Raw genomic sequence first — 22,297 nt, 5'->3', positions numbered from 1 at the left:
GAGAACGTTTGGAATTCGCACCCGTCCCTGAGGGCCCACTCTGATTTCCACCGATGACGCGCGCGCGGCCCGCCTGCGCCGCGCGAAGCTGAGTGTCACCGCAGTGTTCATCTTGCACGCTGTGGTGTTTTCGTCGTGGGCGGCGCACATCCCGCAGGTCAAGGCGGACCTGGGGCTGTCTGACGCCGCGTTGGGCACCGCGCTGTTCGGTGCGCCGCTGGGGTCGGTCGCGGCGACGGTGTTCAGCCATTGGGCGTTGCCGCGCTGGGGCAGTCACCGGCTGGTGCCGGTCATGGTGGTGGGCTACGCGCTGGCCGGAATGACGGTCGGGCTGGCCACCTCCGGGCTGTGGCTGTTCGGCACACTCGCGCTGTGGGGGATGTTCCAGGGTGGCCTGGACGTCGCGATGAACACCCAGGCCGGCACGGTGGAGCGGCTGGCCCGCGCGCCGATCATGGCCCGCTTCCACGGCATGTGGAGTGTCGGCGCCCTGCTGGGCGCGCTGACCGGCGCCGGCTGCGTCAGCATCGGGGTCGGCCTGGGCCTGCAGCTGACGGTGCTCGGGGCGGTGGTGCTGGTCGCCGTGGGCCCGTTCACCCGCCGCCTGTTCCCGGACGAGGCCGTGGTCGCCTGCGAGGACGGCAAGCAGCCGGGTCGGGCTCGGCTGACCCGGACGGTGGCGCTGCTGGCTGCGGTGGCCTTTGCGTCGTTCCTGTGCGAGGGCGCCGCCACCGACTGGTCAGCCAACTATCTGCACGACGTGGTCGGCGCCGGTCCCGGTGTGGCGGCGCTGAGCTACGCCGCCTACACGTCGGCGATGGTGGCGATGCGGCTCGGCGCGATGCGGTTGCACGCGCGATTGCCGGCACGTCGGCTGCTGCCGGCGCTGGCCCTGTTCGCCGCGGTCGCCATGTGCGTGACGCTCGCGTCCGCCAGTGTCGCGGTCAGCGTCATCGGCTTCGCCTGTGTGGGCGCCGGGGTGGCGCTGTTGGTGCCGACGGCGTTGAGCGCCGCCTACTCCGCCGGCCAGGGCGGCTCGGCGATCGCCCTGGTGGCCGCGACCGGCTGGCTGGGCAACCTGCTCGGTCCGCCGCTGATCGGCCACCTCGCCGAGTGGTTCGGGCTGTCCGCGGCGCTGCTCACCATCCCGGTGGTGCTCGCGGTGGCCGCGGTGGCCATCGGCGGCACCACCGCGTTCAAGGTCGCCGACGAATTTCACCGGGATCCGGCCGGTTCGACCGCCTAGCGCAGATCCCACACCTGCAGCCGGGTGCCGGCCGGCACCTCCACAACATCTTCGGGGATGTCGAGCAGCCCGTTCGCGGTGGCCAGCCAGCGCAGGTGGTGCGAAGCCGGCGGGCCGTAACTGGTGACCTGCCCGGTCTCAGCGTCCAGCACCGCCCGGCGGAACTGGCGTTTGCCCCGCGGTGAGGACACCGTCTCGGTCAGCACCGCCGCGCGCAGTGGGCGGCGCGGATCCGGTAGCCCCATGGCGGTGCGCAGCGCCGGCCGGATGAACACCTCGAAGGACACCAGCGCACTGACCGGGTTGCCGGGCAAGGTGACGATCGGGGTGCCGCCCACCCGTCCGACGCCCTGCGGCATGCCCGGCTGCATCGCGACCTTGACGAACTGCACGCCTCGATCGCCACCGAAGGCGTCCTTGACCACCTCATAGGCGCCGGCACTGACCCCGCCGCTGGTGACGATCAGGTCGGCGGCGGCGGCGTGACTGTCCAGCACCGCGTTGAACTGGGCGACGTCGTCGCCGGCGGTCGCGGTGGCCACCACCTCGGCGCCCGCCTCCCGGACGGCGGCGGCCAGCATGACCGCGTTGGACTCGTAGATCTGCCCGGGCAGCAGCGCAGCGCCCGGCGGCGCCAACTCCGAGCCGGTGGAGATCACCAGCACCCGCTGTCGCGGTAGCACCGCCAACTCGGCCAGTCCCAACGCCGCCACCAGGCCCAGCGCGGCCGGGGTCACCACTCGGCCGGCGGACAACACGGTGGTACCGGCGGCGACGTCCTCGCCGGCGCGGCGGATGTGGCGGCCGGGGCCGGCGGGCCGGCGGATCCGCACCGTCTCGACGCCGCCGTCGGTGTCTTCCACCGGCACGATGCCCGTCGCACCCGCCGGCAGCGGCGCGCCGGTCATGATCCGGTGGGCGGTGCCCGGTCGCAGTTCGAGCGGGTCGGTGCGCCCGGCCGGAATGTCCTCGGCGACGGGCAACTGCACCGGATGGTCGGGGGTGGCGGCCACGGTGTCCTGCGCCCACACCGCGTAGCCGTCCATCGCGGAGTTGTCGAACACCGGCAGTGACAGCGGCGCAACCACGTCCTCGGCCAGCGTCAGGCCCAGGGCGTCGCGCAGCGACACTGCGACCGCCGGGCGCGGCCGGATCAGGTCCGCGACGATCCGCTGATGTTCGGTGACCGAGCGCATGTCAGACGGGGAACCGAACCCCGGTGAGCTGTTCGGAGATGTCCCAGAGCCGGCGCTGCAGCTCGACGTCGTGCGACTGGGCGCTGGACTGGACCACGGTGGGATTGCCGCGCTGCTCGGCGAAGCCGTCCGGCCCGTAGTACTGGCCGCCCTGCACCGCGGGGTCGGTCGCCGCGCGCAGCGTCGGCAGGGCCCCGGCCTCGGCGCTCTGGAACAACACCGGTCCGAGCACCAGCAGTGGCTGCAGGTACCACGGCACGTTGCGGGCCAGCTCGGTGCTGGAGCCACCCGGGTGCGCGGCGACGGCGATGGTGGGTGCGGCCGCCGCTGCCAGCCGGCGCTGCAATGCGTAGGTGAACAACAGGTTGGCCAGCTTGGACTGTCCGTAGGCGCCGACGCGGCTGTAGCCGCGTTCCCACTGCAGATCGTCGAAGTGGATGGCTGCGCGCAGCCGGTGACCGAGGCTGCTGACGGTCACCACCCGGGAACCTCGCACCGGCAGCAGGTGCTCCAGCAGCAGGCCGGTGAATGCGAAATGCCCCAGATGGTTGGTGCCGAACTGCAGCTCGAAGCCGTCCGCGGTGAGTTGCCTGGGCGTCCACATCACCCCGGCGTTGTTGATCAGCAGGTCGATGCGGGGGTAGCTGTCGCGCAGCCGGTCCGCACAGCGGCGGACTGAATCCAGCGAACTGAGGTCCAGCTCGGTCAGCGTGACGTCGGCCGGGCGGTCTTCGCGGCCCGCCGCGGCGGCGATGCGGGCCAGTGCCGCGTTGCCCTTCGCCAGGTTGCGCACCGCCAGCACCACGTGCGCGCCGCGGAAGGCCAGAGCTTCGGCGGTGTGGTAGCCCAGCCCGGTATTGGCGCCGGTGATGACGATGGTGCGCCCGCTCTGATCCGGGATGTCGCCGGCTGCCCAGGTGCGGTCACCGTCGCCGTTGGAGGCCATGGCCCGAACATACCCAACTGGGCCGGGGCCTTCTTGCACTCGGCATAGGCGAGTGCTAAAAATGACGTTGGCACTCGCGACCGGCGAGTGCTAGGTCGGGACGGTGAGGCCATTCGGTCGTCCGTCGCGGGCACTGCGCCCGGCCAGCGTAAGTAACGGGACTGCCGTCACCCGATAGCGCCCGTTTCATCCCCAATCCGGAGGAATAACTTCGCAATGGCCAAGACAATTGCGTACGACGAAGAGGCCCGTCGCGGCCTCGAGCGGGGCCTGAACAGCCTCGCCGACGCGGTAAAGGTGACGTTGGGCCCCAAGGGTCGCAACGTCGTCCTGGAGAAGAAGTGGGGCGCTCCCACGATCACCAACGATGGGGTTTCCATCGCCAAGGAGATCGAGCTGGAGGACCCGTACGAGAAGATCGGCGCCGAGCTGGTCAAGGAAGTCGCCAAGAAGACCGACGATGTCGCCGGTGACGGCACCACCACAGCCACCGTGCTGGCCCAGGCCCTGGTCAAGGAGGGCCTGCGCAACGTGGCCGCCGGCGCCAACCCGCTGGGTCTCAAGCGCGGCATCGAAAAGGCTGTGGAGAAGGTGACCCAGACCCTGCTCGACTCGGCCAAGGACGTCGAGACCAAGGAGCAGATCGCGGCCACCGCTGGCATCTCCGCCGGTGACCAGTCGATCGGCGACCTGATCGCCGAGGCGATGGACAAGGTCGGCAACGAGGGCGTCATCACCGTCGAGGAGTCCAACACCTTCGGCCTGCAGCTCGAGCTCACCGAGGGCATGCGGTTCGACAAGGGTTACATCTCGGGCTACTTCGTCACCGACGCCGAGCGTCAGGAAGCCGTCCTGGAGGACCCCTACATCCTGCTGGTCAGCTCCAAGGTCTCGACCGTCAAGGACCTGCTGCCCCTGCTGGAGAAGGTCATTCAGGGTGGCAAGCCGCTGCTGATCATCGCCGAGGACGTCGAGGGCGAGGCGCTGAGCACCCTGGTCGTCAACAAGATCCGCGGCACCTTCAAGTCCGTCGCCGTCAAGGCTCCGGGCTTCGGTGACCGCCGCAAGGCGATGCTGCAGGACATGGCCATCCTCACCGGTGGTCAGGTCATCAGCGAAGAGGTCGGGCTCTCGTTGGAGAACGCCGACATCGCGCTGCTCGGCAAGGCCCGCAAGGTCGTCATCACCAAGGACGAGACCACCATCGTCGAGGGCGCCGGTGACTCCGACGCCATCGCCGGCCGGGTGGCCCAGATCCGCGCCGAGATCGAGAACAGCGACTCCGACTACGACCGCGAGAAGCTGCAGGAGCGCCTGGCCAAGCTGGCCGGCGGTGTTGCGGTGATCAAGGCCGGGGCTGCCACCGAGGTGGAGCTCAAGGAGCGCAAGCACCGCATCGAGGACGCCGTCCGCAACGCCAAGGCGGCCGTCGAGGAGGGCATTGTCGCCGGTGGTGGCGTGGCCCTGCTGCAGTCGGCGCCCGCGCTGGCCGAGCTGGACCTCAAGGGTGACGAGGCGACCGGTGCCAACATCGTGCGCGTCGCGCTCGAGGCGCCGCTCAAGCAGATCGCCTTCAACTCCGGGCTGGAGCCCGGCGTGGTGGCCGAGAAGGTGCGCAACTCGCCCGCCGGGACCGGCCTGAACGCCGCCACCGGTGAGTACGAGGACCTGCTCAAGGCCGGCGTTGCCGACCCGGTCAAGGTGACCCGTTCGGCGCTGCAGAACGCGGCGTCCATCGCGGGCCTGTTCCTGACCACCGAGGCGGTCGTCGCCGACAAGCCGGAGAAGGCGGCCGCTCCGGCGGGCGACCCGACCGGCGGCATGGGCGGTATGGACTTCTAAGTCCGGGTACGAAAAGAGCCCGGTCCCTGGCAACAGGGACCGGGCCTTTTTTGGTCTCAGCGGGACGCGGTGCCGGCGGTGTGGATGCCGTAGGGCACCGCGTTGAGCAGCGTGACCGTCACCGCGGCGCCGTTGGGCAGGCGATACGCCCGGCGCTCACCAGGTCGCGCGCCTTCCAGCGCGGCGCCCAACGGGGCCTGGTTGGAGTAGACCTCGATGTCACCGTGTTCGGCACTGCGCACGCCCAGCAGGAACGTCTCGACCGCACCGGTGTCGTCGAAGCGGACGGTCAGCACCATGCCGGGTTCGGCGATCCCGTCGTCCGGGGGATCCTGCCCCACCGTGACGTCGGTCAGCAGATCGTGGATCTGCTGGATGCGCAGCTGCCGTTGCAGTTCGTCGGCCTGCGCCTCGGCGTCGCCGTCGCGAGCTGCGGCGCGACCTGACTCGCGAAGCGCGGCGAGTTCCCGCTGTAACCGGTCATAGCCGCGCTTGGAGATCCATACGCGTTGAGCATCGGCAAGAGTCATTCGGTGTCCTTTCGGTGTTGTCAGGGTCGACTGATGTGGCCGCGGCCCTCGCCGGTCACATCGGCCAGCTCCGGTCGCCAGCTGTCGTAGCGGGACCGGCGCAGCAGCTTGCGGACTCCGATGAAGATCAGTCCGGCCGCAACCGTCACGTTCAGCCAGACCGCCAGCGCCGCGAACACCGCTTCGCGCGCGGCGGACATCTGCGGTGCGCCGGCGTAGGAGCCGTCCCGATTCACCGAGATCTCGACGGTCTCGCCCGGTTTCGGTGCCGTGCGCGCGTGGACCTTGCCGGTGTGTTCCACCCCGGCGGCGAACCACCTAGCGTGCACCTGGGTGAGATCGCTGCGGGCGGGCGCATCGAGCACGGTCGCGGTGACCTCGGTTCGACCCTGCGCCTGCGCGGCATGGAACTGGGTGCGGGAGCCGTAGACCGCGGTACCGATGGCGCCGGCGGCGGGAGCTGCCAGCAGCGACACCGCGAAGGTCAACACGAGAGCGAACGCTTCGAGTCGATCGCTGACGCGGATCAGCGGGTTGCGGCTGAACAGCACCCGCAACCAGAGCGGCGCGCGCACGGTGAAGGCGGCGCCGTCGCCCGACCGCTGCTGCGGATCGGCGTGCCGGCGGGTCATCGGCGGTCTCCTATCGATGGGCCGCCAAACTTCGGCGGCAATTCCAGGATGACCCGGACGGCCCCGGCACCTGTTGGCCCAGCCGCACAATCGCGCCGACTCACGTTGTAGCGTCTCGACACCGCACAGCGGCTCAGTCGAAATCGGTGGCCGCCAGCTGAATCATCATCGCGAGCCGCTTCTCGGCGTCGTCCAGGGCGAGGTCGGTGACCTCGACCATCTTGCGCATCCGGTTTCGCACGGTGTTCTCATGCACTCCCAACCGCGCACCGGCGGCGGCCGGGTCCCCCTGGGCCGCGAGCCATGCCCGCAGCGTCGCCACGTACGTGGTGCCGTGCGCGTCGTCGTGGCGACGCAGATCGGCGACGGGACCCCGGTCCGGCAGCCGGCCGGACCGCGACGCCGTGCGCAACCGCTGCAGCAGAATCTCGTCCCAGCATTCGTCGTACACCGGGACGGCGGCCGACGGCGACGCCTCGTGTAACGCCAGGCACTCGTCGGCCTCCTGCCGGGCGCCGGCCAGGTCGGTCGGCTCGGTTGCGCCGCTGATGCCGGCCACCACGGTGACCCCCTCGGGCAGTGCAGCCCTCAGCCCGGCAACCCATTGCCGGGCCGTTTCCGCTGCCTCGCCGGGTAGCAGGGTGTAGACGGTGCTGCCGACCAGGGCGCTGCGGCCCGGCCGGGACCAACCGAACCCGGCGGTGGCACGCTCGAACGCCAGCAGCAGTACCGCGTCCCGATCGGCAGCGACGGACGGTTGCAACGCGATCACCCGCAGGGGAGTGCGCGGTAGTCCCAGTCTGCTGAGCACCGTCGCGGCGTCGGCTGTGCTTTCCAGCAACCGGATCACCAGCTCGGATTCCACCTGGCGCTCGAGGTCGGCACTTGCGCGTGACCGCAACAGGTGGACGGCCACCGTGTGGGCGCTGTCGACCAGCGCGACGCGGGCCGCACCGTCCAGCGGGCGGGCACACGCCACCCAGACCGATCCCATCAGTTCGCGCCCGGAGCGCACGGCGACCACCGTCCGTCCCGTCACGCCGTGCTCGGCGTCCTCGGGAATGAACAGCGGTTCATCGGAAGCCGCCAGATGCGTGAACACGCCGTCTTCGTCGAAGAACGCCCGCAACCGCTCCGGTGTCTGGCGGGCCAGGATGGTCTGCACCCGTGCGGAATCCGCGTGCTGCTGCTGTCGGGAATATGCCAGCACCTGCATCAACCGGTCGTGGATGACGACGCCGCCACCGATCGCGTCGGCCAGACTGTCGGTGAGGGCGAACAAATCGGTCGGTCCTCGCCCGGATTCGGTCTCGCGGCCCTCCAACACCAGCCCGTAGACCACCGCGGCCAGCTCGCTCCACGACAGCGCCTCGTCGACCAGCAGCACCGCGCCGGGTTCACCGTCGAAGGACGGCTCGACCTCGGCGCGCAGCAACGTCACGACCGCATGCGCCGCGTCGGCCCACCGCATCGCCTCCTCGAGCGAGGTGGCACCGATGGCGAGCAGCACGTCGCCCGTCACCGGGCCGCGCGGCGTGGTCTCGTGCATCACGACGTTGCGCAGCTCGGTCGATCGCGGAATCGACGACCACCGCAGTCGCACCCCGTAACTACCCAGTACGTTGACCAGGCGATCCAGCGTGATCACGCGCCGCTCCTCCAGTTGCCCACAGCGTAATTCAGGGTGCGGTGACGGTAGTCTCGGTGGCGTGGCTCTCCCGACTCCATCCCCCGCCAGCACCGCCGTCGTGACCGGGGCCTCGTCGGGCATCGGCGCCGACATCGCGCGCGAACTGGCCGGCCGCGGTCACGGCGTCACGCTGGTCGTTCGCCGCGAAGACCGGTTGCGCGAGCTGGCGGACGAACTCTCCGACGGGTCCGGGTGGAGGTGAGCCTGTTCCATGCCCAGTGCCGCCCATGTCTGCGCCGACCACGATCCGGTGCGTTCCAGTTCGTCGACGGCCTCGATCAGGGTGCGGTCGGGTGGCCCCAGCTGGTGATATCGGCGGCGCCGGCGTCGCTCCACGGCGGTGCGAGAGGTTCGATGCGGCTCATGCGTCCGGCACGCTGAACACGACGCAGTCGTGCAGACAGCCCGCGGTCGCGGACTCGGCATTGCGGTGCAGCAGGGCGCGGGTGGGCACCACCGTGCAGCGCGCGGCGTCGGTGCCGGCGTCGGCGATCTCGGCGCGCCCGTCGACGATCAGCGAGTAGCCGCCCGGTACCGGCGGCGGCCAGAGCAGGGTGACCTCGACGCGGCGGGCCAGGTTGGCCCGGGTGCCGCCGCCGATCAGGCCCACCTCGACGGTCTGATCGCGCAGCACCGGCTCGATCGTCACGGTGTGCACCCGATAGTTGTCGTCGACGGTGATCAGATAGGCGAACGGGAAGTCCGGCAGGGCGGCGGCCAGCCGCTGGAAGTCAACCTTTTTCGCGGTCTTTGCAGCCATGCACCGAGGATAGGCGCGCTACTGCGACCGCACCGGGAACTTGATCACCCGGCTCTGATCCGCGGTGTCGCGCTCAGACGGCGGATGGAACCCGGACTTGGGGATCGGGTCGCTGGGCAGGCTCAGGCTGCTCAGCACCGACTCGCGTGCCAGCGTGGGGCGCGCGCCGGGATCGCCGGACGGGTAGAAGCCGGTCGGGCTGCCGCCGCTGGTGCGCAGGCCTGAGTTGGCGGCGGGGCTGCTGGTGGGGTTGGCCGAGACGGGACTGGGGCCGCCCGGTTCGCCGGCGGCGGCCGGCGCGGGCGCCGACGCGACGACGGGTCCGCTGATGCCGGAGTTCAGCGCGCCGGCCAGACCGGGGTGCAGCCCCCCGGTGGTGGCCAACGCCGAGCCGAGCAGGCCCGAACCGAGCGCCGCGGTTCCCAGACCGCCCGTCGCGTAGTGCGCATTGCCGGCCACCGCGGAGTCCAGGCCGGCCGCGCTGCTGTACATGCCCGAGTTCCAGTGGCTCAGCGGGCCGCCGAGTCCGGCGTCGCCGGAGTTGCCGATCCCGGCGTTGAGGGAACCCGAGTTGCCGAAGCCCATGTTGTCGGTACCGGAATTGAAGAAGCCGCTGTTGCCGCTGCCGGAGTTGCCGAAGCCGGTGTTGCCGCTGCCGGAGTTGAGCCCGCCGAAGCCGAACTGGTGGTCGCCGGTCAGTCCGAAACCGAAGGAGTCGCTGCCGGTGTTGGCGAAGCCGAGGTTGCCACTGCCAAAGTTGGCGATGCCCATGTTGCTGGTGCCGGTGTTGCCGAAGCCCAGGTTGTAGCTGCCGGTGTTGCCGGCGCCGACGTTGCCGATGCCGCTGTTACCGCTGCCCAGGTTGTAGTTGCCGACGTTGTTGTTGCCGATGTTGCCGCTGCCGGTGTTGCGGAAGCCGAAGTTGATGCCGTTGTTGCCGACGTCGATGCCCAGGTTCCGCAGCACCTGCTGCCAGGGGGCCAGTTGGGCGGCTGCCTTCGATGCGTCGAAGTGGTAGTTCACCATCGCAGCCACGTCCGCGGCCCACATCGCTTCGTAGGCGGATTCGGTGTCCATGATGGCGGGCCAGTTCATCCCGAAGAAGTTCGTGGACGCCAGCATCTGCACCAGGCCGCGGTTGGCGGCCACCACGGCCGGCTGCACGGTGGCGGCCACCGCGGCCTCGAACGCCGCCGCGGTCGCCGCGGCCTGCGCCGCGGCCAGGTCGGCCTGCACCGCCGCCGCGCTCAGCCAGGCCATGTACTGGGTGGCGACCTCCATCATCGCCGCGGCGGACGGTCCCAGCCAGGACGAGGTGGTCAATTCTTGGGTGACAGCGGTGAACGACGCCACCGACGACGCCAGCTCCTCGGCCAATCCGCCCCATGCTGCGGCAGCAGCAAGTAACGGTCCCGCGCCGGGACCGGCGAACATTAGTGCCGAATTGATCTCAGGCGGCAACCACGCGAAATGCGGGCTTGTCACCACCCAAACCTACCCGGCTGGGACTGGCCACCGTGGGCTTATCGGGTAACCCGCTCAGACCGCCGCGGGTGCGGCCTGCCGGCCGCGCACCAACCGCCCCGGCCGGGCCGCGGTGGGCTGACCGTGCTCGGCGATCACCTGGCCGGATACCACCGTCGCGACGTAGCCGTCGGCGGTCTGGTCCAGCCGACGCCCACCGGCCGGCAGGTCGTAGGCGATGACGGGTTTGTGCAGCCGCAGCCCCGCGTGGTCGATGACGTTGAGGTCGGCCTTGAAGCCGACGGCGATGCGGCCGCGGTCGGCCAGTCCGGCGATCCGCGCCGGCACCGAGGTGAGTTCGCGGACCGCTTCGGCGACGGTGAAGCGACCGGTCGCCCGGTCCCGGGCCCAGTGCGTGAGGAAGTACGTCGAGTAGCTGGCGTCGCAGATCATGCCGTAGTGCGCGCCGCCGTCGCCGAGTCCGAGTATCACGTCGTCGCGGTGCAGCAGTTCGCCCACGGTGTCCAGCGAGTTGTTCTCCAGGTTGCTGGTGGCGACCAGCAGCATCGCCCGGCCGTCGTCGTCGAGCAGCCGGTCGTAGGCTTCCGCCATCGGGTCCACCCCGCGGGCCCGGGCGCGCGCGCCGATGCTGGTCGACGGGTCCGGCTCGTAGTCGGGGTTGTCGTCGAGCGGGAAGATCCAGTCCCACAGCTGGGCGACGTAGAGGATCGGGTGCCCGGTGCCGGGCTTGTCGGCCAGGATGCGGGCGCGTACCTCCGGCTTGCGCATCTCGGCGACGCGTTCGGCCAGCGGCAGGTCGGCGATCTCGCGGTAGCTGGGGTAGAGCACGAACGGGTTGGCGCTCAGCTGCAGCCCGATGATCAGCCCGATCGGACGGGGCAGTAGCTGCGCGCTGACGTCACCACCGGCCGCGTTGGCCTTATCGATCATGGTGATGGCCTCCGGCCAGGTGGGGTCCCCGGAGTTGCCGACGATCAGGGTGAAGGTGAGCGGCAATCCCACGTCCTCGGCGACGTCGAACACCGTCTGCAACACCTGTTGGTAGCCGCCGGCCGGCACGTCGGGCACGAACTGCAGCAGGCCGCCGCCGCCGTCGACCACGCCCCGGGCGATCTGCTCGATCTCCTCCCGGGCGGCGTCGTAGCTGGGGATCGGAGCGCCGCTCTCGGTTTTGTGGATCATCAGCCGCGAGGAGGCGAAGCCCAGCGCCCCGGCTTCGGTGGCCTCCTTGGCCAGCGCCCGCATCTTGGCCAGGTCGTCGGCGGTGGCGGGCTCGCGGTCGGCGCCGCGTCGGCCCATCACGAAGACCCGCAGCGGGGAGTGCGGCAGGTATGCGGCGACGTCGATATCACGGCGGCGGGCGTCCAGTTCGTCCAGATATTCCGGGAAGGATTCCCAGGTCCACGGCAGACCGTCGGTCATCACGACACCGGGGATGTCCTCCACGCCGGCCATCACGTCGACGAGCACCTCGTGGTCCTCTTGTCGGCACGGCGCGAAGCCGACTCCGCAGTTACCGACCACGACGGTGGTCACCCCGTGCGCCGAGGACGGCGTCAGCCGGTCCGACCAGATGGCCTGTCCGTCGTAATGGGTGTGCAGGTCGACGAAGCCCGGCGTGACGAGCAGTCCGGTCGCGTCGATCTCCCGCTCGGCTCCCCCGGTCACCGACCCGACCGCGGCGATCACACCGTCCCGCACCGCGACATCACCGACGTACGGCTCACCTCCGAGTCCGTCCACGATGGTGCCGTTGCGGATCAGCAGGTCGTAGGTCATCTGAATAATCTACGACCGGGCGCAGGGTCGTGCCAGGATCGCATCGTGATCGATCACCTGGGCATCAACTGTGCCAACTATGCCGATTCGAAGAACTTCTACGACACCGTGCTCGGTGTGCTGGGTTACTCCCGGCAGCTGGATTTCGGTGTGGCCATCGGGTACGGCCGCAACGGTAAGCCGGACTTCTGGATCGCCGACGGCGTCGGCAACGGCGCCGGTTCGGGCCCGAATCGCGAGGTCCACATTGCGTTCCAGGCGCAGGACGAGGCTGCGGTGCGCGCCTTCTACGAGACTGCGGTGAGCCTGGGTGCGGAGCCGTTGCACGCCCCGCGGCGGTGGCCGGAGTATCACGCCGGTTACTACGGTGCCTTCGTGCGCGATCCGGACGGCAACAACGTGGAGGCGGTCTGGCACGGCGGCCCGTAGGGTCGGCCTGGTGACAAATCCCGACGCCGCCGTGCAGGAACTGCTGCGCGATGCATTCACCCGATTGATCGAGCACACCGACGAAATCACCGACGGGCTCACCGCTGAGGTCGCCGACTACCGGCCGACTCCCGAAGCCAACAGCATCGCCTGGCTGGTCTGGCACAGCGCCCGCGTGCAGGATCTGCAGCTCGCCGACATCGCGGGGGTCGAGGAGGTGTGGACCCGCGACGGTTGGGTGGACCGGTTCGGGCTGGACCTACCGCGGCGCGACATCGGGTACGGGCACGGTCCCGACGACGTCGCCAAGGTGCACGCGCCCGCCGACCTGTTGGCCGGCTACTACCGGGCGGTGCACGAATTCACCCTGGAGTACGTCGCGACGGTGACGGCCGCCGAGCTGGCCCGCGTGGTGGACACCAACTGGGATCCGCCGGTCACCGCGAGCGGGCGGCTGGTCAGCATCATCGACGATTGCGCGCAACACCTGGGCCAGGCCGCCTACCTGCGGGGCATCGTGAAGTAGGGCCGGCGCGTCAGCCCAGCGGCAATTCGGCGAGCACCGGGCTGGTGGGCTGCAGCGACCCGGTGCCGGGTTCGACGGTGAACGCCAGCACGGTCGAGCCGCCCAGATTGTCCAGCGTCGCCTTCGTGGACGGCGCCACCGCCGCAACGCCCATGGTGCCCGCCGACGTCGGGCCGCTCGTGCCGATCAGCCACATCTGATACACGCTGCCCGGTGGCGGCGGCGGCACGTTGTTCATCACCAACACGCCCGCGTTGCGGTCGCGGGAGAACATCACCGTCGCCGTTCCCGGCCCCAGCGGCCGGGACACGGTCCGCACGTCGGGTGCGGCCAGAACCTGCTCGGCCATCGTCGGCGACGGCCGCATCAGTACACCGAGGCCGAACGCCCCCAGGCCGATCGCGATGGTCGCCGCCGCCGCGATGAGGGCGGTGCGCCGCTGCGGCATCCGGCGCAGCGGTGTCGCAGCGGGGGTGGCCCGGGCCAGCACGGCGGCGCGCAACTGATCGGGCGGTTCGGCCGCACTGGCCGACGACAGCACCGCCATGGTCTCGCGGATGGCGCGGACCTCGTCGGCGAAGGCCGCGGCGACCGGCGCCGGCGCGGCGTCGACCCGGGCGTCGACCTCGACCCGCTCGGCGTCGGACAACGCGTGCAGGGCATAGGGGGCCGCCAGCTCCAGCAGGTCGAAGCCGTGGGGGGCGGTCATGACACGTCCAGACAGTTGCGCAACCCGCGCAGCGCGTCGCGCATGCGTGACTTGATCGTGGACAGGTTCGCCGCCAACCGCTGCGACACCTCGGCGTAGGTCAGTCCGCCGTAGTAGGCCAGCTCGATGCACTGTCGTTGCGCTTCGGTCAACCCCTCCAGACACCCGACCACCCGGCGGCGTTCGTCGCCGGCTATCGCCGAATCGGCGACGACGTCGGTTGCCGACTCGAAATTCGCTGTGCCGTAGCGTGATTCGCGTTCAGTCCCGGCCTGTTCGCTGCGCACCCGATCCACCGCGCGCCGGTGCGTCATGGTCATCAACCAGGCCAGCGCCGAGCCCTTGGCGGTGTCGAAGTCCGACGCCGTGCGCCACACCTCGAGGTAGATCTCCTGAGTGGTCTCTTCGCTGTAGCCGGAGTCACGCAGCACCCTGGTCACCAGCCCGTACACCCGGGTTTTCGTCTGGTCGTAGAACGCCGCGAACGCGGCGTCGTCGCCTGCGGCCACCCGGCGCAGCAAGGCGTCCAGGTCGTTGCTGGAGGGGGGCGGGCCGGTCATCGATCGGTAGCCTAACGCCCCTTGGTTGCACACCTGCTATTCGGAGCCCGGGGCTGCCCGGATGGCCGGACCGACGGGACTAACGGTCGCCGCTGAGCGCCGGTATCCGCTCGGTCGGCCGCTCGATGCGCGCCAGGGCGGGGCTGCGGGCCGGGCGCGTCCGCACCCGGATCGGCCACCAGAACCAGCGGCCCAGCAGCGCGGCAATCGACGGCGTCATGAAGGCGCGCACGATCAGCGTGTCGAACAGCAGACCCAGCCCGATGGTGGTGCCCACCTGGCCGATCATGCGGGCATCGCCGATGATCATCGAGGCCATGGTGAACGCGAACACCAGACCCGCGTTGGTCACCACCTTGCCGGTGCCGCCCATCGACCGGATGATTCCGGTGTTCAGACCGGCGTGGATCTCCTGTTTGAACCGGGAGACCAGCAGCAGGTTGTAGTCCGATCCCACGGCCAGCAGCACGATGACCGACATCGCCAGCACCAGCCAGTGCAGCGGGATGCCGAAGATGTGCTGCCAGACCAGCACGGCCAGGCCGAAGGAGGCGCCCAGCGACAACGCCACCGTCCCGACGATCACCGCGGCGGCCACGAAGGCGCGGGTGATGATCAGCATGATGATGAAGATCAGGCACAACGAGGAGATGCCGGCGATCAGCAGATCCCATTTGGCGCCGTCGGAGATGTCCTTGAACACCGCCCCGGTGCCGGCCAGGTAGATCTTGGCGTCTTCCAGGGGCGTCCCCTTCAGGGATTCCTCGGCCGCGGTGCGTATCTGGTCGATGCTGGCGATGCCTTCGGGCGACGCGGGATCACCCCGGTGCAGGATGATGAACCGCGCCGCGTGCCCGTCGGGGGTCAGGAAGTTCTTCATGGCGCGCTTGAAGTCTTCGTTCTTGAACACCTCGGGCGGCAGGTAGAACGAGTCGTCGTTCTTGGCGGCGTCGAATGCGTGGCCCATCGCCGTCGCGTTCTCGCTCATCTCGTCCATCTGGCTGAAGATCCCCGACATGGTGCTGTGCATCGTCAGCATCATGGTCCGCATGCTCACCATGGTGTCGATCATCGGCGGGAAGGTGGCGATCATCTGCGGCATCAGTGTGTCCAGCTGTTTGATGTCGCCGACCAGGACGTTCAGTTGCTCGGTGAGCTGATCGATCCCGTCGAACGCGTCGAAGATCGACCGCAGCGTCCAACACACCGGGATGTCGAAACAGTGCTTCTCCCAATAGAAGTACGAGCGGATGGGCCGGAAGAAGTCGTCGAAGTTGGCGATCTTGTCGCGCAGGTCGTTGGTGATCTGCTGCATCGCCTCGGTGTCGCCGACCATCTTGTGCGTGAGGCCGACCAGCTTCGTCATCAGCGCGTACATGTTCTGCATCAGCGCGATCGTCTTGGTCATCTCGTCGGCCTGCTTGAGCATGTCGTCCATGCGGTCGCGCTGGAATTTCATGGTCTGCACCTGACCGGCGTTCTGCATGCTCATCTGGAACGGGATCGACGTGTGGTCCATGGTGGTGCCGTCGGGCCGGGTGATGGCCTGGACGCGGGAGATGCCGGGCACCCGGAAAATGCCTTTGGCCAGCTTGTCGAGCACCAGGAAGTCGGCCGGGTTGCGCAGGTCGTGATCCGATTCGATCATCAGGATCTCCGGCTTCATGCGGGCCTGGGAGAAGTGCCGGTCGGCGACGGTGAAGCCCTGGTTGGCCGGGATGGACGGGGGCAGGTAGGCGCGGTCGTCGTAGCTGGGTTTGTAGCCCGGCAGCGTCAGCAGGCCGATGATCGCGATCGCCAGGGTGACCGCCAGGATGGGCAGCGGCCAGCGCACCACGGCCGTGCCGATGCGGCGCCAGCCCCGCACCGACAGCACCCGCTTGGGATCGAACACCCCGAACTTGCCGCCCACCACCAGGATGGCCGGGCCCAGCGTCAGCGCGACCAGGACCGCCACCAGCATGCCGACCGCGCACGGGATGCCCAGCGTCTGGAAGTAGGGCATCCGGGCGAAGTGCAGACAGAACAGGGCGCCGGCGATGGTCAGCCCGGAGCCCAGGATCACGTGCGCGGTGCCGTGATACATGGTGTAGAACGCCGACTCCCGATCCTCGCCGGCCTGACGCGCCTCCTGGTAGCGGCCGATGATGAAGATGCCGTAGTCGGTGCCGGCCGCGATCGCCAGTGACGTGAGCAGGCTGACCGAGAACGTGGACAGCCCGATCAACCCGTTGTGTCCGAGCAGTGCCACCGCGCCGCGTGCCGCGCTCAGTTCGATACCGACCGAGATCAACAGCAGGAAGACGGTGAGAAACGAGCGGTAGATGAACATCAGCATCAGCGTGATCACCAGGACCGTGGTGATGGTGATCTTGGCCATGGACTTGTCGCCACTGTCATGCAGGTCGGCGGCCAGCGCCGACGCGCCGGTGACGTAGGCCTTGAGACCGGGCGGGGCCTTGATGCCGTCCACGATCTTGCGCACGGCCAGGACCGACTCGTTGGCCAGGGGTTCGCCCTGGTTGCCGGCCAGGGTGAGCTGGACGGTGACGGCTTTGGCGTCGTTGCTCTGCGCGCCCGCGGCGGTCAGTGGGTCACCCCAGAAGTCCTGGATGCTCAGGACGTGTTTCTTGTCCTCGCGTAGCTTGCGGACCATCTCGTCGTAGTACTTGTGCGCCTCGGCGCCCAGCGGTTTGTCGCTTTCCAGGACGATCATCCCGAAGCTGTCGGTGTCGCCCTCCTTGAAGGCGTTGCCGATGTGCTTGAGCGCCACGAAGGACGGCGCGTCACCGGGGCTCAACGACACCGACCGTTCCTGCCCGACGACTTCCAGCGACGGCAGGAAGACGCTGAGCAGCACCACGACCACCAGCCAGAACAGGATGATCGGCACCGCGAGGGCATGGATCATCCGCGGGATGAACGGCCGATGGGTGTCGGTGGCGGGCCCCGGCGCCGGCGCGCCGGGGGCGTAGGTGGTGGTCACGCGGACTTGACCAGACAGAAGGTGAACGCGTTGACGCTGTTGCTGACCCGCTCGGCCTTGACCTCGTCGTCGATCAGGATGCGGCAGCCGATGCTGTCGCTATCGCCTTGTGCCGCAAGGTTGCCCACCATGGCCGCCTTGGTGGTGCTGATGTGCAGCGACCAGGGCAGCCGGGCATTCTCGACCCGTTGCGGATCGCTGTTGACGTCGAAGTAACTGATGTCCGCGACGGTACCCGGCGGACCGAACACCTCGTAAACGATGCGCTTGGGGTTGAACGGCTCGGGGTTCTTGAGGTTGCTGTCGGCGTAGGTTTCGCGCTTCTCCGAGCCGAAGTAACCGTGTACCCGGTAGACCACGAAGGCCCCCACCGCCACCACCACCAGCACGACCAGTGGAATCCACGCGCGCGACAGCAGCCTGAACATCGCAGATCCCCTTCACCCGTTGGTATGTGAATTTCGGCGACCGCGACCGGCGGCGGCCCACCGCCTCGACGCCGCATGTCCCGGGGCGGCCCTGTCGAGCGGAACTACTAAGCCTTGCCTAAGTAAATCACGGCGACGGACGGCACTGTCCACTCCTTCCTCTCGCGCACTGGATTGTAACGCATATCACGTGCGTAACAAGGCGGGTCCGATGCCTGCCACCTGCACAAATCACACTACGTGCGTTATGCAAATCACATGTCGTGCGTTATCCTCTGCCGGTGGCGCAACTCGCATTTCGGCGCGCCCGCACCGAGGAAAACAAGCGTCAACGGGCGGCGGCGCTGGTAGAGGCCGCGCGGTCGCTGGCCCTGGAAACCGGTGTCGCATCGGTGACATTGACCGCCGTGGCCAGCCGGGCCGGCATCCACTACTCCGCCGTGCGCCGCTATTTCACCTCACACAAAGAGGTATTGCTGCACCTGGCTGCGGAGGGATGGGTGCGGTGGTCGGGCACGGTGTGCGAGAACCTGGCCCAGCCCGGGGCAATGACGCCGGACCGGGTGGCCGAGACGCTGGCCAACGGACTGGCCGCCGACCCGCTGTTCTGCGACCTGCTGGCCAATCTGCACCTGCATCTCGAGCACGAGGTCGAGATCGAACGGGTCATCGAGATCCGGCGGACCATTTCGGCCGCCGCGATCGCCCTGGCCGACGCGATCGAACAGGCACTGCCGGCGCTCGGGCGTCCGGGAGCTTTCGACATCCTGATCGCCGCCTACTCGTTGGCCGCGGCGTTCTGGCAGATCGCCAACCCGCCGGCGAAGATCTCCGACGTCTACGCAGAGGAGCCCGAGGTGTTGCCGCCCGAATGGAACATCGACTTCGCCTCGGCGCTCACCCGGGTTCTCACCGCGACCTGCATCGGCACCCTCACGGGGTCCCGATGACGTCGTCGCTCGTATTGGCGAAGGCCACGGCCTCCATTAGGTTAGGGTACCTAAGTTGACTCTCAGGCTAATCAGTTGGCGGTTCTCGTATCGGTTAGGACAGCGCCCATGACGACGACCGAGCCAAGGACTGACCAGATGACGACCCCGGACTCCGTTCGCAACGAGAAGACGGCGACTCAGCGGCCGCCCAAGCGCCGACGTCTGGCCCGCCTCATCACCCGGTTCTGGCTCGTCCTCACCGTGCTGGCCGTCGTCGCCCTATCGGGCTTCGTCGTGCACCGGTTGCACGGCATCTTCGGCGTCCACAAGGGTTCGTTCGGCGGCGGCTCCTCCGGTGACGTCATCGACCAGTTCAACCCCAAGACGATCACCCTCGAGGTCTGGGGTGCACCGGGCAGCACCGCGACCATCAACTATCTCGACGAGAACTCCCACCCCCAGCAGGCGCTCAACGTGCCCCTACCTTGGAATACGGTATTGAAGTCGACCAAGCCCGGGATCCCGGCCAACTTGATAGCGCAGGGGACCGGCAGCTGGATCGCCTGCCGCTTCCTGGTGAACAACAACGACGGCCGCGGTGACGTCATCAAGGCGCCGAACCACTCGCCTCCCGAGCAGACGGTGAATGCGTTCGTCTACTGCCTGGACAAGTCCGCATGAGCGAGACCACCGAAGCGCCGCCGCGGGTCGAACAGCCGCTGATCCCGCCGTTCCTGCCGCGGATGATCCACCGGCTGGCGTTGCCGATCGTGCTGATCTGGTTGGGCATCGTGTTCGTGACCAACACCGTGGCCCCGCAGCTGGAGGTGGTCGCCAAGACCCACTCGGTGTCGATGAGTCCGACGGACGCAGCGTCCTTCCAATCGATGATGAAGGTCGGATCGAAGTTCAAAGAGTTCGACTCCGACAACTCGGCCATGATCCTGCTGGAGGGCGACAAGCCACTCGGGGCCGAGGCGCACCGCTACTACGACGACATCATCCGGCGCATCGAGCAGGACAAGAAACACGTTCAGCACGTCCAGGATTTCTGGAGCGATCCGCTGACGGCGGCAGGCTCCCAGAGCCACGACCAGAAGGCCGCGTACGTCCAGGTGTACCTCGCCGGCAACATGGGCGGCGGCCTGGCGAACGAGTCGGCCGAAGCCCTGCGCAAGATGGTGGACTCGGTGCCCGCGCCGCCGGGGATCAAGGCCTACGTCACCGGCGCGGGCCCGCTGTTCGCCGACCAGTCCCACGCCGGGGAAAAGGGCGTCATGGTCGTCACGCTCATCACCTTCGTGGTGATCATCGTGATGCTGCTGTGGGTCTACCGATCGATAGCCACCGTCCTGATCATGCTGGCCATGGTCTTCATCGAGTTGGCCGCGGCCCGCGGTGTCGTCGCGACGCTGGGCAACTACGGGATCATGGGGCTGTCGACCTTCGCCAACAACATGCTGGTGTTGATGGCCATCGCCGCCGGTACGGACTACGCGATCTTCGTGGTGGGCCGCTATCAGGAGGCCCGCGGGCTGGGCGAGAGCCGCGAAGACGCGTTCTACACCATGTTCCACAGCACCGCGCACGTCGTGCTGGGGTCAGGACTGACCATCGCCGGCGCCATGTACTGCCTCAGCTTCTGCCGATTGCCCTATTTCCAGTCGCTGGGCGTGCCGTGCGCGGTCGGCATGCTGGTCGCGGTGTTGGCGGCGTTGACGCTGGGCCCGGCACTGCTGACCGTCGCGTCGTTCTTCAAGCTGATGGATCCGAAGCGGACGCTGCAGACCCGGGGCTGGCGTCGCATCGGCACCGCCGTCGTCCGTTGGCCCGCACCGGTTTTCGCGGTGACCATCGCGGTCGCGCTGGTCGGTCTGCTCGCGCTGCCCGGCTACCAGACGGACTACGACAACCGGCACTACCTGCCGGCGGACACGCCGGCCAACGTCGGGTACGCGGCCGCCGACCGGCACTTCGACCAGGCCCGGCTCAATCCTGAGCTATTGATGATCGAGACCGACCACGACCTGCGTAATTCGGCCGATTTCCTGGTCCTGGACAAAGTCGCCAAGGCCGTCTTCCACATTCCCGGCATCGGCCGGGTGCAGACCATCACCCGGCCGCTGGGCACGCCGCTGGACCACAGCACCCTCGGATTCCAGATGGGTGCGCAAGCCGCCAGCCGCCTGCAGACCCAGCACTATCAGGACGAGCAGGCGAAAAACCTGCTGAACCAGGCCGACGAGCTGCGCAAGACGATGGCGACCCTGCACGAGCAGATGCAGGTCACCCAGGACCTCAGCAACACCACGCACGAGACCACCAAGCTCACCAAAGAAACCGTGAAGATCACCGAAGCGTTGCGCGACGACATCGCCACTTTCGACGATTTCTTCCGGCCGATCCGCAGCTACTTCTACTGGGAGAAGCACTGCTACGACATTCCGATCTGCTGGGCGCTACGGTCCATCTTCAATGCGCTGGACGGGATCGACCAGGTGGCGCAGAACATCCTGAGCCTCAGCGCCAACCTGGACCGGCTGGATGCGATCCAGCCCAAGCTGGTGGAGCTGATCCCGCCGCAGATCGAGAGCCAGCAACGCAATCTCGACACCATCATGTCGAACTACGCGACCACCATGGGTCTCAATCAGCAGGCGAGGGCGCAGGCCGACAACGCCACCGCCCAGGGCGATGCGTTCGACCGGGCCAAGAACGACGACACGTTCTATCTGCCGCCGGAGGCGTTCCAGAGCCCCGACTTCGCGCGGGGACTCAAACAGTTCATCTCGCCGGACGGGCATGCGGTCCGGTTGATCATCTCCCACGAGGGCGACCCGGCGACCCCGGAAGGCATCCGCCACATCGAGCCGATCAAGCAGGCCGTGCACGAGGCGATCAAGGGCACGCCCTGGGAGGGCGCCAAGGTTTACCTCGGCGGTACCGCCGCGACGTTCAAGGATATGCACGACGGGTCCAACATCGATCTGCTGATCGCGGCAATCGCCGCGGCCACCCTGATCTTCATCATCATGCTGGTGATCACCCGAAGCGTCGTGGCGGCCATTGTGATCGTCGGCACGGTGTTGCTGTCGCTGGGCGCCTCGTTCGGACTCTCGGTCCTTTTGTGGCAGTACATCCTCGGCGTCAAGTTGCACTGGATGGTGCTGGCGATGGCGGTGATCCTGCTGCTGGCGGTCGGCTCGGACTACAACCTGTTGCTGATATCGCGGTTGAAGGAAGAGATCCATGCCGGGCTCAAGACAGGGACGATCCGCGCGATGGCCGGTTCGGGCTCCGTCGTGACCTCGGCGGGTCTGGTCTTCGCCGCGACGATGGCGACGTTTGCCTTCAGCCCGTTGAAAGTCATGGCGCAGGTGGGTACGACGATCGCGCTCGGTCTGTTGTTCGACACGTTGATCGTGCGGTCGTTCATGACGCCGTCCGTGGCCACCCTGCTCGGGCGCTGGTTCTGGTGGCCGCAACATGTGCGCCCCCGCCCGGCCAGCACCATGCTGCGCCCGTACGGACCGCGTCGCGCGGTGCGCCAGCTGATCCTCAACGACGTCGACGAACACCCGCCGGGCGGGCTGGTCAAGAAGCGCTGAATACGCCGGGCGC

The 22,297-nt window shown here is 68.4% G+C and carries 19 protein-coding genes and 1 pseudogene; 8 read left to right on the top strand and 12 right to left on the bottom strand.

Features of this window, described 5'->3' with window-relative positions; translation table 11 throughout:
- The first annotated feature begins 73 nt into the window (after window positions 1–73).
- Window positions 74–1,246 (top strand): MFS transporter, encoded by a 1,173-nt coding sequence (locus AC5Y3Z_RS15245; RefSeq protein ID WP_473139508.1) that lies wholly within the window; start codon window positions 74–76, stop codon window positions 1,244–1,246.
- Here AC5Y3Z_RS15245 and moeA read toward each other — a convergent pair.
- Both moeA and AC5Y3Z_RS15235 read right to left on the bottom strand, forming a co-directional pair.
- Window positions 1,243–2,442: a molybdopterin molybdotransferase MoeA gene (gene moeA / locus AC5Y3Z_RS15240; protein ID WP_463825591.1), complete on the bottom strand. Its 1,200-nt coding sequence runs from the start codon at window positions 2,440–2,442 to the stop codon at window positions 1,243–1,245. The two genes, AC5Y3Z_RS15245 and moeA, sit on opposite strands and share 4 nt — an antisense overlap.
- A 1-nt stretch (window position 2,443) precedes the next feature.
- A complete protein-coding gene (locus tag AC5Y3Z_RS15235) occupies window positions 2,444–3,388 on the bottom strand; it encodes an SDR family NAD(P)-dependent oxidoreductase (protein WP_463825592.1) in 945 nt (314 codons plus the stop codon).
- Window positions 3,389–3,604: 216 nt separating this feature from the next.
- Here AC5Y3Z_RS15235 and groL point away from each other — a divergent pair, with 216 nt between their 5' ends.
- Entirely contained in the window at window positions 3,605–5,230 is a 1,626-nt protein-coding gene (gene groL / locus AC5Y3Z_RS15230) for a chaperonin GroEL (protein WP_463825593.1), read from the top strand.
- Between the two features lie 56 nt (window positions 5,231–5,286).
- Here the strand turns inward: groL and AC5Y3Z_RS15225 are convergent, their stop codons facing one another.
- The 3 genes from AC5Y3Z_RS15225 to AC5Y3Z_RS15215 form a co-directional block, all read right to left on the bottom strand.
- A complete protein-coding gene (locus AC5Y3Z_RS15225) occupies window positions 5,287–5,760 on the bottom strand; it encodes a GreA/GreB family elongation factor (protein ID WP_473139435.1) in 474 nt (157 codons plus the stop codon).
- A 20-nt stretch (window positions 5,761–5,780) separates the two neighbouring features.
- A complete protein-coding gene (locus tag AC5Y3Z_RS15220) occupies window positions 5,781–6,392 on the bottom strand; it encodes an Rv1733c family protein (RefSeq protein ID WP_473139434.1) in 612 nt (203 codons plus the stop codon).
- A 133-nt stretch (window positions 6,393–6,525) separates the two neighbouring features.
- Complete coding sequence (locus AC5Y3Z_RS15215; protein ID WP_463825597.1) at window positions 6,526–8,040, bottom strand: PucR family transcriptional regulator; 1,515 nt, start codon at window positions 8,038–8,040, stop codon at window positions 6,526–6,528.
- Between the two features lie 61 nt (window positions 8,041–8,101).
- On the opposite strand from AC5Y3Z_RS15215, the pseudogene AC5Y3Z_RS15210 reads away from it, so the two are divergent.
- Window positions 8,102–8,291 (top strand): annotated as a pseudogene (locus AC5Y3Z_RS15210) (SDR family NAD(P)-dependent oxidoreductase); the annotation flags it as partial.
- Between the two features lie 152 nt (window positions 8,292–8,443).
- Here AC5Y3Z_RS15210 and AC5Y3Z_RS15205 read toward each other — a convergent pair.
- Genes AC5Y3Z_RS15205 through AC5Y3Z_RS15195 form a run of 3 tightly spaced genes read right to left on the bottom strand, consistent with a single transcriptional unit; the run spans window position 8,444 to window position 12,106 of the window.
- Window positions 8,444–8,842 carry a pyridoxamine 5'-phosphate oxidase family protein gene (locus AC5Y3Z_RS15205; RefSeq protein WP_473139433.1) on the bottom strand — a complete coding sequence of 133 codons (399 nt, stop codon included), beginning with the start codon at window positions 8,840–8,842 and terminating at the stop codon, window positions 8,444–8,446.
- A gap of 18 nt (window positions 8,843–8,860) precedes the next feature.
- Window positions 8,861–10,327 carry a PPE family protein gene (locus tag AC5Y3Z_RS15200; RefSeq protein ID WP_473139432.1) on the bottom strand — a complete coding sequence of 489 codons (1,467 nt, stop codon included), beginning with the start codon at window positions 10,325–10,327 and terminating at the stop codon, window positions 8,861–8,863.
- Between the two features lie 54 nt (window positions 10,328–10,381).
- Entirely contained in the window at window positions 10,382–12,106 is a 1,725-nt protein-coding gene (locus AC5Y3Z_RS15195) for an N-acyl-D-amino-acid deacylase family protein (protein ID WP_473139431.1), read from the bottom strand.
- Window positions 12,107–12,151: 45 nt separating this feature from the next.
- Between AC5Y3Z_RS15195 and AC5Y3Z_RS15190 the strand changes: the two genes are divergently transcribed.
- Entirely contained in the window at window positions 12,152–12,535 is a 384-nt protein-coding gene (locus AC5Y3Z_RS15190) for a VOC family protein (RefSeq protein ID WP_463825601.1), read from the top strand.
- Window positions 12,536–12,545: 10 nt separating this feature from the next.
- Entirely contained in the window at window positions 12,546–13,061 is a 516-nt protein-coding gene (locus tag AC5Y3Z_RS15185) for a mycothiol transferase (protein WP_463825602.1), read from the top strand.
- A 10-nt stretch (window positions 13,062–13,071) separates the two neighbouring features.
- On the opposite strand, the gene AC5Y3Z_RS15180 is transcribed toward AC5Y3Z_RS15185, so the two are convergent.
- From AC5Y3Z_RS15180 to AC5Y3Z_RS15165, 4 genes are all read right to left on the bottom strand, one after another.
- Entirely contained in the window at window positions 13,072–13,770 is a 699-nt protein-coding gene (locus AC5Y3Z_RS15180; protein WP_463825603.1) for an anti-sigma factor, read from the bottom strand.
- The gene (locus tag AC5Y3Z_RS15175) at window positions 13,767–14,330 is read right to left on the bottom strand and encodes a sigma-70 family RNA polymerase sigma factor (protein ID WP_463825604.1); all 564 of its coding nucleotides are present in this window, start codon (window positions 14,328–14,330) and stop codon (window positions 13,767–13,769) included. Before AC5Y3Z_RS15175 ends, AC5Y3Z_RS15180 begins: the two co-directional genes overlap by 4 nt.
- A 79-nt stretch (window positions 14,331–14,409) precedes the next feature.
- Window positions 14,410–17,241 carry an MMPL/RND family transporter gene (locus AC5Y3Z_RS15170; protein ID WP_463825969.1) on the bottom strand — a complete coding sequence of 944 codons (2,832 nt, stop codon included), beginning with the start codon at window positions 17,239–17,241 and terminating at the stop codon, window positions 14,410–14,412.
- A gap of 71 nt (window positions 17,242–17,312) precedes the next feature.
- The gene (locus AC5Y3Z_RS15165) at window positions 17,313–17,744 is read right to left on the bottom strand and encodes an MmpS family transport accessory protein (protein ID WP_463825605.1); all 432 of its coding nucleotides are present in this window, start codon (window positions 17,742–17,744) and stop codon (window positions 17,313–17,315) included.
- A gap of 263 nt (window positions 17,745–18,007) precedes the next feature.
- On the opposite strand from AC5Y3Z_RS15165, the gene AC5Y3Z_RS15160 reads away from it, so the two are divergent.
- The 3 genes from AC5Y3Z_RS15160 (at window position 18,008) to AC5Y3Z_RS15150 (ending at window position 22,284) form a co-directional block, all read left to right on the top strand.
- Entirely contained in the window at window positions 18,008–18,694 is a 687-nt protein-coding gene (locus tag AC5Y3Z_RS15160) for a TetR/AcrR family transcriptional regulator (RefSeq protein ID WP_463825607.1), read from the top strand.
- Between the two features lie 138 nt (window positions 18,695–18,832).
- Window positions 18,833–19,357: an MmpS family transport accessory protein gene (locus tag AC5Y3Z_RS15155; protein WP_463825608.1), complete on the top strand. Its 525-nt coding sequence runs from the start codon at window positions 18,833–18,835 to the stop codon at window positions 19,355–19,357.
- The gene (locus AC5Y3Z_RS15150) at window positions 19,354–22,284 is read left to right on the top strand and encodes an MMPL/RND family transporter (protein ID WP_463825609.1); all 2,931 of its coding nucleotides are present in this window, start codon (window positions 19,354–19,356) and stop codon (window positions 22,282–22,284) included. Before AC5Y3Z_RS15155 ends, AC5Y3Z_RS15150 begins: the two co-directional genes overlap by 4 nt.
- Window positions 22,285–22,297: the final 13 nt, after the last annotated feature.

The organism is Mycobacterium sp. NGS61, from assembly GCF_059812325.1.
Note: the sequence above shows the minus strand (reverse complement) of the source record. Positions and strands in the feature narration are given on the sequence as shown.